The organism is Stenotrophomonas sp. TWI809, from assembly GCF_039673205.1.
In the GTDB taxonomy this organism is placed as follows: Bacteria; Pseudomonadota; Gammaproteobacteria; order Xanthomonadales; family Xanthomonadaceae; genus Stenotrophomonas.
This window is the reverse complement of the sequence record NZ_JBDJLE010000025.1, coordinates 47,247-59,195: the sequence shown is the minus strand read 5'-3', so window position 1 is coordinate 59,195 and position 11,949 is coordinate 47,247. Positions and strand designations below refer to the sequence as shown.

The following is an 11,949-nucleotide window of genomic DNA, read 5'->3' as shown; positions in this document are numbered from 1 at the left end:
GGGCCGGCTCGGGCGCGGCCGGGTTCGGATCATCCGGCGGATTGACGTCCGGCGGCGGGGGCGGCGCGGGTGGCAGCTCCGCCGGCGGGGTCCCGGCGCCCTCCGGCGGCGGGGGCGGCGGCGTGGTGACTCCACCCGGCGGCGGTGCGGGCGCCGGGGTCACGCTGGCCACCAGGGTCGAGCGCAGATACCAGTTTTCGCTGGTGCCGCCGCTGACGCCGCCCTTGAACAGGAAATACTCGTAGGCACCAACAGCGACCGGGTTGTACAACGCGAACGCGGTGGGCGCGGTGGTCGCACCGTTGATCGCCTGCACCACCAGGATGCCGTCAGCCACCGTGGACGCGCCGGTGCCGCCGGCGTTGAGGATGCCCACGCCGGTGGTGCCAGTGGCGCTGCCGGTGGAGATCACCAGTTTGTCCGACAGCGAGCTGTCGTCGCCCAGCACCGTGTTGAGGTACAACGCGCCACCGTTGCCGACATAGTTGCCCACCACGGTGAAGGTATCGCCGACGCCGCCCCCATTGCTGAGATCGATGCGGCCGGCATTGGTGAGCGTGGCCAGCCGCCCGGCCACGAACGGGGCGAGGACGCCGTTGCTGCCGCCGCCGAACACCGCGCTGGTGGCATCGATGTCCAGGCTGCCCGTGCCGCTGCCGCTGTCGCCCAGCACCCACGTGCCATCGAACGTCAGCTGGGTATCGTCGCGCAGCGCCACCTGTTCCCAGTTGGTGAAGCGCGCCACGCCATTGGTCTTGACGTTGTCCAGGCCGAGCACATCGTTGCCCAGCCCGCCATCGAAAGACGGCAGCGCGCCCAGGTGGGCGTTGTTGAGGTTGCTCAGCTGCGCGACATCGTCGCCTTCGCCGAAGTCGATCGCCCCGTGCACCACGCCGCCGCCGTTCCAGGTCAGGCTGTCGTTGCCGAAGCTCAGCCGGATTTCGCCGCGCACGGTGCCGCCGGTGATGGTGACCGCATCGTCGCCACCGCTGACGCTGATGTTGCCGCCGATGTAGCCGTCGGACAGCACGATGGTGTCGCGGCCGAAACCGGTGACCAGGTTGCCGTCGATGGTGCCGCCGGACATCAGGAAGGTGTTGTCGTCCAGCTTCATGTTGACCCGGCCGATACGGCCGCCGGTCATTTCGGCGTAGTCGCCATCGTCGAACGCGCCGACGATGCGCCCGCCGGTCATGCGGAAGCGGTCCAGCGCATCGCCCTGCAGCAGGGCGCCGATGCTGCCACCGGTCATCAGGAAGGTGTCGATGCCCGAGCCCTGCTGCACGGTGCCGGTCACGCTGCCGCCGCTGATCTCCAGGCTGTCCTGCCCATCGCCCTGGTCGACGCTGTCGATCACGCCGTCGCGGATCACCAGGGTGTCGTTGCCCGCGCCCTGCAGCACGCCGCCCTGGATGCTGCCGCCGAGCATGTCGATGCGGTCGTTGCCGGCACCGGACACGACGCCGCCGGTACTGCCGGCAAGGGTGCCGCGGTTGGTCAGGTAGGTGGCCCCGTTGAGCTGCAGCGCGCGGCCGGCGTTGGCGCTGATGCTGCCACTGTTGTTGATGACATGCCCGGTACCGGCCTGCACGGTGATCGCATTGCCGCTGGCGATACCGAGCTGCGCGTTGGCCAGCACGTTGATGGTGGTGTTGGACGCGCCACCGGCGGTGACGATCGCCACCGGATCCGGATTGGGCGCTGCGGTCGAGCAGGTCACCGTCTGGTCCTGCCCGGGCGCGGGGTTGTCGCAGCCGGCCCAGGCGGGCGCGGTACCGGCCAGCAGGACCGTGCCGAGCGCGCCCCCGCAGCTTCGACGCAACCAATATGAAATGCGGTCGGCCAGCACGGTGCGTGCCGGCGAAGCGGGCTTGGAGCGCATACGCCTTTCCTGTTCTACAAGAGGGGGGTACGGCAACGGCCCAGTGCTTCTACGCAGACCGGCGTCAGTACTTTTACCGCCGCGCCGTGATGGGGGGGTAAACGCACGTGATGCCCATCCTAGATTTTGAGGTAGATGCGCCGCGCGTCCAGCGCCCACACCACGCCCCACCACACCGCCACGAAGCTCAGCGCACACAGCAGCGAGGCCAGTGCGGGGGCCGTCGGCAGCAGCGCCGACAGCGTCTGGTACAGCCATCCCCACGCGCCGCTGGCCATCAGCAGCAGCGCCATAGCTGACGAGCCGAGGTACGCGGCAATGGCGTTGACGCCGAAGCGTCGGCCCAGCGCCGGCGCACCCCAGCGATCCACCAGCAGGTGGGCCAGAAGCAAGGCCGCCACCGACAGCCCGCCCGTCCACAGCACGAAACTGGGGGTCCACAGCTGCTTGTTGAGGGGTAGCCACAGCGTCGCTACACCGCCCAGGAACAGGCATGCCGTGGCCAGCGCCGCCAGCCCACCCACCTGCCCCGCCCGCAGCCACGCGCCCGCACGCAGGCCCAGCAGCGTGCTGGCGAGCGCGCCCAGGCTGCTCAGCAGCCCTTCGGGGTCGTGGCCGAGCCCAGTCAGCGGGTCGTACTTGTAGAGCAGCGGCGCGAACAACGCGGTATCCAGGCGGCTGGCCGGGTTGACCCACGGTGCCAGCGAATAGGCCCCCAGCAGGATCGCCGTGTACACCAGCAGCAGCCCGACCAGCACCGCCCATTGCGTGCGCGCACGCGTCTGGATCGCCAGCAGCCCGACCACCGCCACGCACAGCGCGATCCGCTGCAGCACGCCCCACAGCCGGTAGGCCGGCAGGTCCATCAGCCACCACGCCAGCAGGTGCAGCACCGCACCGGCCACCGCGATGCGCAGCGCACGCTGCAGCAGGCCACTGCGCAGGGCCGGGCGCAACGCAGGCTCGCCCGCGCGCGGCGACAGGCTGAAGGCCATCGACACGCCGGCAATGAACAGGAACAGCGGGAAGATCAGGTCGGTGGGCGTGAAGCCGTGCCAGTCCGCATGCAGCAGCGGTGCATACACATGGCCCCAGTCGCCGGGGTTGTTGACCAGCAGCATCGCCGCCACGGTCAGCCCGCGCAGGGCATCGATCGAGCCCATGCGTGGCGATGGAGAGGCGGTCATGCGTCCTCGCGCTCGCCGGCAATCCAGGTGGCGCGCACCTGCAGTGCGTCGTCGAGCAGCACCAGGTCGGCCTGGTAGCCCTCGGCGATCTCACCCAGGCGGTCGTCCAGGTTGAGGAACTGCGCCGGGTAACGCGAGGCCATGCGTGCAGCCTCGTCCAGCGGCAGGCCGAGCAGGTGCACCGCGTTGCGCACCGCCGTGGCCATGTCCAGCGCCGAGCCCGCCAGCGAACCGGCGGCATTGCGCACCACGCCGTCCACGGCCGTGATCACTTCGCCATACAGCTCATAGCTGGGGCTGTCGGCGCCCACCGGCGGCATCGCGTCGGTGACCAGCATCACCTTGCCGCGCGGCTTGGCCGCCAGCGCCACGCGCAGGCTGGCCGGGTGCACGTGCACGCCATCGGCGATGATGCCGATCCAGCTGTCGCGGTCTTCCAGCGCCGCGCCCACCGCACCCGGCTCGCGCCCGGTCAACGGCGACATCGCGTTGTAGAGATGGGTGAAACCGCGGATGCCGGCGTCCAGCCCGGCGCGCGCTTCTTCGTAACTGGCGGCGGTATGCCCGGCGGCCACGATCACGCCGCGTTCGACCAGCGCGCGGATGCTCTCCAGCGGCACCCGTTCGGGGGCCAGGGTCAACAGGGTCACGCCGTTGTCGAGCGAGGCCGCCATCGCGATCTCGTCAGCGTCGGGCACGCGGAATTTGTTGGCGTCATGGGTGCCCTTGCGCGCCGGCGCGATGTACGGGCCTTCCAGGTGGATGCCGAGCACGCCGGGCACGCCCTGCGCGATGGCCGCGCGGGTTGCGTCGATCGCGCGGCGCATCACCTGCACATCGTCGCTGATCAGCGTGGGCAGCAGCCCGGTGGTGCCGAAGCGGCGGTGCGCGGCAGCCAGCGTGCGCAGGCTCTCCACGTCGGGCGTGTTGTTGAACAGCACGCCGCCGCCACCGTTGACCTGCGCGTCGATGAAGCCCGGCAGCAGCCAGCCACCGCCCAGGTCCACCTGTTCGTCGGCGCTGCCCAGTTGCGGGGCCGCGTCGGAGACCAGCGCGGTGATGCGGCCGTCTTCGATCACCACTGCCAGGTCGTCGCGGAACTCATCGCCGGCCAGGATCCGGGCATTGCGCAGGACGGTTTTCATCAGACGGTTTCCGTCACCTTGTTCAGATGCGGCGGCAGGTCCGGGTTGTGCCCGCGGCGCAGCGCCAGTGCGTTGATGGCGCGATAGAAGGCCTGCACGGTGAGCAGCGGTGCGCAGGCCGGGTGCGGCGCAACCGGCAGCGCCAGGTCGCCATCGACGTCGGCCAGCCACACCTGCGCGTCGCGCGCGCCGAACTCCTGCAGCACCGCGCGGGTGCCCGCGCCGGTTTCATCGGGCTGGGCAAACGCCAGCACCGGGAAGCCCGGGCCCACCAGCGCCATCGGGCCATGCTTCACTTCGGCCGAGCTATAGGCCTCGGCATGCAGGCCGCAGGTCTCCTTGAACTTCAGCGCGGCTTCCTGGGCCGCGCCCAGGCCCAGGCCGCGGCCAAGCACGAACAGGTTGTGCGCCGGCACCAGGCCCTCAGTCAGCGCCGACCAGTCGCTGTTCCAGGCCTGGCGCAATGCATCGGGCAGCGCCCGCAGCGCGGCGATCAGTGCCGCGTCCTGGCTCCAGTAGGCCACCAGCTGCAGGATCGCCGACAACGAGGCCAGGTAGCTCTTGGTCGCCGCCACGCTGCGCTCGGCACCGGCCCCCAGCGGGATCACCGTTTCGGCCAGCTGCGCCAGCGGCGAATCCTCCACGTTCACCAACGCGACCACGCGCGCACCGGCCGCACGCGCGGCCTCCGCGTTGCGCAGCAGGTCCGGGCTCTTGCCCGACTGCGAAATGACGATGTACAGCGCGCCCCGCAGTTTCAGCGGCGCTTCGTACACCGAGCCCACCGACGGCGACGCCGAGGCAGTCACCAGCCCGAGGCGCGTTTCCAGCAGGTACTTGGCGTAAGTGGCGGCATGGTCCGAGCTGCCCCGCGCGCAGGTCACCACGAACGGCGGCGGCGCCGCGCGCAGGCTGGCGGCCAGCGTCTCCACGGCCACCTGGTTGCGCGCGAACTGCGCGGCGATCACATCGGCAGCCTCGGCGGCTTCGCGGTACATCAGGGTGTCGTGGGGAGCAGGCAGGGACATGGGGACTCAGGTCGTTTCAGGAGAAGGAAGCCGTGCACCCTGCGGGCGCATCGGCGCGGTGGAACCACGCACCACCAGCTGCGGCACGAAGCCCTGGTTCTGCAGCTGCAGCGGTGCGTCGTCGTAGGCATCGCTGCGCAGCTGCGCGATCAGCAGGCGCGCGGCATGCCGGGCGATGTCTTCGGTGGCCTGCTTGGCGGTGGTCAACGGCGGCCAGGACTGGCGCGAGAACGGGCTGTCCTCGAAACCGGCAATGGACAGGTCGTAGGGCACGTTCATGCCGGTGGACTTGGCTGCCGCCAGCACGCCGGCGGCGATTTCATCGTTGGAGCCGAAGATCGCGGTGGGCGGTTCGCGCAGCGCCAGCAGCCGTCGTGCGCCGCGGAAACCATCATCGAAGGTGTAATCGCCCTGCACCACCAGGTGCTTGTCGATGCTCATGCCGTAGTCGCGCAGTGCTGCTTCGTAGCCGGCGTAACGTTCGCCGCTGGACCTGTGCGAAGTGCCGCCCCAGAGGAAGCCGATCCGCTGGTGGCCCAGCTGGATCAGGTGCTCGGTGATTTCATAGGCCGCTTCGCGGTCATCGACGAACACGCACGCGCCGTCTTCGGGATCGGCGGTGGCGGCGATGATGCGCACCAGCTTGATGCCGCGGGCAGTGAGCGCGGCCACCAGATCCTTGCGCTCGGACATCGGCGCGGTCAGCACCAGCCCGGCCAGGCGCGAACGCTGCACCCAGTCGGCCAGTTCCTCGGCGAGCATCGGCGAGCTGGAATCGCAGGGGTGGATCTGCAGCCCGAAGCCGGTTTCGCGACAGGCGGCGAGCACGCCGTTCTGCACGCCGATGATGTGGTACGGGTTGGGGTTGTCGTAGACCAGCCCGACCACCAGCGTGGTGCCGGTGCGCAGGTTACGCGCGGCCGGATCGGGCTCGTAGTCCAGCTCGGCGATCGCGCGCAGGACGCGCGCGCGGGTGGCCTGCATTACCGACGGTTCGTTGTTGATGACCCGCGACACCGTCTTCAGCGACACCTTGGCCCGCTCAGCCACATCCTTGATGGTCGCTCTGCGCATGCTCTTTTCCTGCCGGTCCGGTTGGACGTCCATGATCGCCGATCACTGGCCGTCGCGGGGCAGGCCGGCCCGATGGCCGCGCACCGAATAGAACAGGATGTACAGGTAACACGGCACCATCAGGCCGGCGAACACCCACTGGAAATCGAAGTGCTGCTTGAGCACGGCAAACAGCTGGGGAATGATCGCGCCACCGGCGATGGCCATCACCAGCAGGGCCGAGCCGGTCTCGGTGAAGCGGCCCAGGCCGCGGATCGCCAGCGGGAAGATCGCCGGCCACATCATCGCGTTGGCAAAGCCCAGGGCCGCCACGAAGCCCACCGAGACATAGCCGTGGGTCAGCAGCGCGCCGATGCAGAACAGCACGCCCAGCACCGCCGAGATGCTCAGGTAGCGCGACTGCGAGACCAGGTGCGGGATCAGCGCCAGGCCGGCCAGGTAGCCGATCAGCATCGCGCCCAGGGTGATCGAGGTGAACATCTTGGTCTGGTCCAGCGGCAGGTCGAAGCCGTGGCCGTAAGTGCCGATCGCATCGCCGGCCATCACTTCCACGCCGACGTACACGAACAGGCACAGCACGCCCAGCCACAGGTGCGGGAACTGGAAGATGCTGGTGCGCTCGGCCACCCCGGGCGCGCGGGCCGGCGTGGCATTGGCTTCAGCGGTCTTCAGCTCGGGCAGCGGCGAGAACAGCACGCCCACTGCCAGCACCACCAGCAGCCCGGCCATGGCCATGTACGGCAGCTGGATCTTGGCGGCGAAGTCATTGAGCAGCACCGTCTTGGCGGCCGCATCGGCGACCTTCACCTGGGCGTCCAGATCGCCGATGCCATGCAGCACCAGCGTGCCGATCAGCACCGGGGCCAGCATGCCGGCGATCTTGTTGCAGATGCCCATCAGCGCAATGCGCCGGGCCGCGGTCTCGATCGGGCCGAGGATGCTGATGTACGGGTTGACCGCCGTCTGCAGCAGGGCCAGGCCGCTGCCGATGATGAACAGGCCGCTGAGCGCGCCCGGGTACCAGCGCTGCTGGGCGAAGTGCGCGAAGACCACCGCACCGGCCGCCATCACCAGCAGGCTCAGGCTCAGGCCCTTCTTCATGCCGGTGCGCTTGAGGATCCACGAGGCCGGCAGGGCCAGGAAGAAATACGACAGGTAGAAGACCATCAGCACCAGGAAGGCGCCGACCTCGTCCAGCTCGAAGGCGAGCTTGACGAAGGTGATCAACGGGCCGTTGAGCCAGGTGAAGAAGCCGATCAGGAAGAACAGCACGCCGATGATCAGGATCGAGGTAAGCACGCTCGAACGCGCGGAGGCAGCAGGCACGGCAGACATCAAGGAGGCTCCTGCATCGACGGCGCCTGGGCGGCATCGGAAGAGTGGCTGGGAACAACGTTGTCACATTTATTCGTTGCAGCCGCCAGGTTTGTCAACAACTGGTTCACGCCAGCGCCGCGCATTTTCCTTTGCTGCACCTGCGCAATCTGGCGGCAGCGCTCGGCGCGGGCGGAGCGAAGCCCGTATTCACGGCAGTTTGCGAAAACATGACGGCAGTGTGATGAAAACGTTTTCCCGCGCAAACCCACGTTGCGGCGCAGCATCGAAAGTGTGAGGTTATCGTTGACATCGTTGTCAGAACGATTACAGACTCCGCCTCAATCGCCGGGTCAGCCCTGGCCGTGCCCAACCGATGGAGTCCGTGTGACCAACGCCGCCCACGCTGTACCGGCCCATGCCCCGCCCGCCGCGACGCCGCCGTTCCTGGCCGCCGACGTGGGTGGCACGCATGTCCGGGTTGGCCGGGTCCAGGCCAGCGCCGATCCGGCCCATCCGGTGGAGCTGCTGGACTACCGCAAGTTCCGCAATGCGGATTACGCCGGCCTCAGCGCGATCCTGTCCGACTTCCTGGCCGACGGCCCGCGCCCGACGCATTGCGTGGTCGCCACGGCCGGCTATGCCCGCGACGACGGCACGGTGATCACCGCCAACCTGCCCTGGCCGCTGTCGGCGCGGCAGATCGAGCGGGACGTCGGGCTGGACCAGGTGTACATCGTCAATGACTTCGAAGCCGTGGCCTACGCCGCCGCCCAGGTCGATGCCAGCGGCGTGCTGCAGCTGACCGGCCCGGCCACCGCCCCGCGCGGCCCGACCCTGGTGGTCGGTCCCGGCACCGGCCTCGGCGCGGCGGTATGGATCCCGACCGCCCATGGCGCGGTGGTCCTGGCCACCGAAGCCGGCCAGCCGACGCTGGCCACCACCACCGAACTGGAGATGGCGATCGTGCGGCAGATGCTGCGCGACCGGTCGCATGTCTCGGTCGAGCAGGCGCTGTCCGGCCCCGGCCTGATGAATCTGTATCGCGCCCTGTGCGCGTTGAACGGCCACGCACCGACGTTGACCACCCCCGATGCGATCACCGCCGCCGCCGTGGCCGATCAGGACCCGCTCGCGCGGCAGAGCCTGGACGTGTTCTGCGGCCTGCTCGGCAGCACGATCGGTGACATGGCGCTGCAGTACGGCGTCACCGGCGGGGTCTACCTGGCCGGCGGCATCCTGCCGCAGATCCGCGATTTCCTGTTGAACAGCACCTTCGTCGAGCGGTACCTCAACAAGGGGCCGATGCGCGAGGCGCTGGAACGCATTCCCGTGAAGGTGGTCGAGCACGGGCAGCTGGGCGTCATCGGCGCCGCCAGCTGGTATCTCGGCCGCTCGGACACCTGATCTGCCACGGCGCCGGGATCGGCGCTGCGGACACCGCACCACGCAGTACGTAGTACCCAAGGCGCACCCGGACAACAGGCGCGCGGCACAGTCGTACCAGACGCAAGCAAACAGACGCCGTCGCCGGCGACCATCGAGTGATGAGGAGAGACATCATGAACACCCGCAAGACCCTGCTTTCCGCAGCCATCGTCAGCTGCCTGGCCTTCAGCGCCCACGCGCAGCAGGCCCCTGCCTCCACGCCGGCCGCAACCGACCTGGACACCATCCAGGTCACCGGCATCCGCGGTTCGATGGAGAAGTCGCTCGATACCAAGCGCGAAGCGAATGCGCGCCTGGAAGTGGTCACCGCCGAAGACGTGGGCAAGCTGCCCGCGCACAACGTCGCCGATACCCTGCAGCGCGTGCCCGGCGTGAACATCAGCTCGTCCAGCGCCGATGAGGGCGGCTTCGATGAAGCCGACCGTGTCAGCCTGCGCGGCACCAGCCCGAGCCTGACCCAGACCCTCATCAACGGCCACAGCGTCGGCTCGGCCGACTGGTTCGTGCTCAGCCAGGGCAACAACGTCGGCCGCAGCGTCAGCTATTCGCTGCTGCCGTCCGAGCTGGTCAGCTCGGTGGAAGTGAACAAGTCCTCGCAGGCCAAGCTGCAGGACGGCGGCACCACCGGTACCGTCAACATCATCACCCGTACCCCGCTGCAGTTCGCCAAGCAGTTCACGGCCGAAGCATCGATCGGCGCCGTGCGCTCGGACCAGGCCGACTCGACCGATCCGCAGTACTCGGCCCTGTTCAACTACAAGAATGACGCCAACACCTTCGGCGTGCTGGTGCAGGGCTTCTACCAGGAGCGCGAACTGCGCCGTGAAGCGCAGGAAATCCCGGGCGGCTTCTTCGCGCTCAAGGCGACCGATCCGGTCGTGGCAGGCATCCCCGATCCGGCCAATCCGGGCCAGTTCCTGCAGGCGCCGCGTCCGGACCTGGAAGGCCTGTCCATTCCCGGCCTGCTGGGTTCGACCCTGTTCGAGCAGACCCGCAAGCGCAAGGGTGGCATGGTCACCGTGCAGTGGAAGCCGATCGACACGCTGACCCTGGGCCTGAGCGGCTTCACGTCCGAACTGGAAGCAAACAACTACAACCGCAACTTCATGATGTTCGGCAGCGGCTTCGGCCGGACCCAGGCCCCCGACCCGGGTTACACCGTGGTGGATGGCGTGATCACCAACGCGACGTATACCGGTGTTCCCGGTACGAACTACGGCGTGTACGACATGATCTACCGCGAGGCCACCGCCAAGAGCAGCTACGTCACCTTCGACGCGGACTGGCAGATCAACGACAACCTCAATGCGAAGTTCCAGGCCGGCACCACCAAGGGCACCGGCGAAACCCCGCGCCAGTTCATCGCCGAAGTCACCGTCGGCCAGGGTGGCGGCGCGTCTTACGCCAGCCACGGCGCCGGCTCCCCGGTCGACTGGAACATCGGTGGCGACCTCAGCGAAGCAGGCGTCAGCAGCTTCGGCACCTGGGGCAACCAGCTGGTCAAGGCAGAGGACAAGGAAGACTGGGCGTCGCTGGATTTCAACCAGTACTTCAGCAACGGTGGCACGCTGAGCTCGATCGACTTCGGCCTGCGCTTCGCCGACCACGAACGTGAAGCCCTGTCACCGGAAGGCGCCAGCCCGGGCGATATCTGGTCCGCACTGCGCGGCAGCGCCACCGGGCAGTACCCGGGCAACTTCGCCAGCGGCGTGGGCGGCACCTTCCCGCGCAACATCTGGTACTACACCCCGGATGCGCTGCAGAACGCCATCGTCAACAACTCGACCTGGCTGGCCGGCAACGACGGTCCCGACGGCCGCCACAACTACGGTGCCGAGTGGAAGGTGAAGGAAAAGAACTTCGCCGGTTACGTGCAGGCCAACTTCACCGGTGACTGGTGGAGCGGCAACATCGGCCTGCGCTACGTCAACATCAAGCAGGACATCGACACCTACCTGGCCGTCAGCGATCCGGCCCGCGCCGACGTGCGCAGCCTGTTCGGCATGTGGCAGCGCCAGGCCTTCGAGAACAAGCACGACCGCGTGCTGCCGAGCGCCAACATCAAGTTCGCCCTGGACGATGACCTGGTGCTGCGCGTGGCCGCGTCGCAGACCCAGACGCTGCCGGACTACTCGGCACTGGGTGCGTCGTCGTGGGGTTCGGATCTGAACAAGACCGGCGGTGGCGGCAACCCCGACCTGAAGCCGACCCTGTCCAGCAACCTGGATGCCAACCTGGAGTGGTACTTCATGCCGCGCGGCCTTTTGTCGCTGGGCGCGTACCACATGCGCCTGAAGGACTACATCGCCTTCGACGTGGTCCAGCGCCAGCTCTTCAGCGAACTGACCAACCAGCTTGAAACCTACGACATCTCCACCCCGATCAATGCCGATGGGCAGGTCACCGGCGTGGAAGTGGCCTACGAGCAGCCGATCGGCGAGTACTTCGGCGTCAACGCCAACTACACCTACGCCAATGGCAAGACCAACCACACCTGGGCCGATGGCACCAACAACCTGCTGGGCACCTCGAAGAACACCTACAACGTGGGTGCGTACTTCGAGAACGAACGCTTCGGCGCCCGCGTCAGCTACACCCGCCGTTCCTCGTTCCTGATCAGCCTGTCCGGTACCAACCCGTACTACCAGGATGACTTCGGCACCCTGTCGGCGTCGCTGAGCTACAAGGCAACCGACTGGCTGAGCATCAGCCTGGATGGCCTGAACCTCAACAACCCGACCTACAAGTACTACCAGAGCGCGTTGATTCCGACCTCGTTCTACTCCAACGGCCGCCAGTACTATCTGAACTTCCGCTTCAAGTACTGATCGCCGCGGTAACACGCTGCACACCTGAAACGGGCCCGGATT

Annotated in this window: 8 protein-coding genes and 1 pseudogene; 2 read left to right on the top strand and 7 right to left on the bottom strand. The window is 68.0% G+C overall.

Annotated elements, in window-relative coordinates; all coding sequences use genetic code 11:
* From ABE472_RS16315 to ABE472_RS16285, 7 genes and pseudogenes are all read right to left on the bottom strand, one after another.
* Positions 1–1,882, bottom strand: a pseudogene (locus tag ABE472_RS16315) (autotransporter outer membrane beta-barrel domain-containing protein); the annotation flags it as partial.
* A gap of 119 nt (positions 1,883–2,001) precedes the next feature.
* A complete protein-coding gene (locus ABE472_RS16310) occupies positions 2,002–3,069 on the bottom strand; it encodes a heparan-alpha-glucosaminide N-acetyltransferase domain-containing protein (RefSeq protein WP_346466636.1) in 1,068 nt (355 codons plus the stop codon).
* Entirely contained in the window at positions 3,066–4,214 is a 1,149-nt protein-coding gene (gene nagA / locus ABE472_RS16305) for an N-acetylglucosamine-6-phosphate deacetylase (RefSeq protein WP_313219582.1), read from the bottom strand. The genes ABE472_RS16310 and nagA overlap by 4 nt, the downstream gene beginning before the upstream one ends.
* Positions 4,214–5,242 (bottom strand): SIS domain-containing protein, encoded by a 1,029-nt coding sequence (locus tag ABE472_RS16300; RefSeq protein WP_137190371.1) that lies wholly within the window; start codon positions 5,240–5,242, stop codon positions 4,214–4,216. Before ABE472_RS16300 ends, nagA begins: the two co-directional genes overlap by 1 nt.
* A 6-nt stretch (positions 5,243–5,248) precedes the next feature.
* The gene (locus ABE472_RS16295; RefSeq protein ID WP_313211617.1) at positions 5,249–6,316 is read right to left on the bottom strand and encodes a LacI family DNA-binding transcriptional regulator; all 1,068 of its coding nucleotides are present in this window, start codon (positions 6,314–6,316) and stop codon (positions 5,249–5,251) included.
* 42 nt (positions 6,317–6,358) lie between these two features.
* Complete coding sequence (locus tag ABE472_RS16290; protein ID WP_346466635.1) at positions 6,359–7,651, bottom strand: sugar MFS transporter; 1,293 nt, start codon at positions 7,649–7,651, stop codon at positions 6,359–6,361.
* Positions 7,651–7,917 (bottom strand): hypothetical protein, encoded by a 267-nt coding sequence (locus ABE472_RS16285; protein WP_346466634.1) that lies wholly within the window; start codon positions 7,915–7,917, stop codon positions 7,651–7,653. The genes ABE472_RS16290 and ABE472_RS16285 overlap by 1 nt, the downstream gene beginning before the upstream one ends.
* Before the next feature lie 100 nt (positions 7,918–8,017).
* On the opposite strand from ABE472_RS16285, the gene ABE472_RS16280 reads away from it, so the two are divergent.
* Together ABE472_RS16280 and ABE472_RS16275 are read left to right on the top strand one after the other, a co-directional pair.
* Positions 8,018–9,037, top strand: coding sequence for a glucokinase family protein (locus tag ABE472_RS16280; RefSeq protein WP_313211614.1), 1,020 nt, complete (start codon positions 8,018–8,020; stop codon positions 9,035–9,037).
* Between the two features lie 155 nt (positions 9,038–9,192).
* Positions 9,193–11,907, top strand: coding sequence for a TonB-dependent receptor (locus tag ABE472_RS16275; RefSeq protein WP_346466633.1), 2,715 nt, complete (start codon positions 9,193–9,195; stop codon positions 11,905–11,907).
* Positions 11,908–11,949: the final 42 nt, after the last annotated feature.

Bases quoted from the DNA above. Each gene is read 5' to 3' on its own strand.
- ABE472_RS16310 (WP_346466636.1), bottom strand. From the start codon at position 3,069: ATGACCGCCTCTCCATCGCCACGCATGGGCTCGATCGATGCCCTGCGC.
- nagA (WP_313219582.1), bottom strand. From the start codon at position 4,214: ATGAAAACCGTCCTGCGCAATGCCCGGATCCTGGCCGGCGATGAGTTC.
- ABE472_RS16300 (WP_137190371.1), bottom strand. From the start codon at position 5,242: ATGTCCCTGCCTGCTCCCCACGACACCCTGATGTACCGCGAAGCCGCC.
- ABE472_RS16295 (WP_313211617.1), bottom strand. From the start codon at position 6,316: ATGCGCAGAGCGACCATCAAGGATGTGGCTGAGCGGGCCAAGGTGTCG.
- ABE472_RS16290 (WP_346466635.1), bottom strand. From the start codon at position 7,651: ATGTCTGCCGTGCCTGCTGCCTCCGCGCGTTCGAGCGTGCTTACCTCG.
- ABE472_RS16285 (WP_346466634.1), bottom strand. From the start codon at position 7,917: ATGCTGCGCCGCAACGTGGGTTTGCGCGGGAAAACGTTTTCATCACAC.
- ABE472_RS16275 (WP_346466633.1), top strand. From the start codon at position 9,193: ATGAACACCCGCAAGACCCTGCTTTCCGCAGCCATCGTCAGCTGCCTG.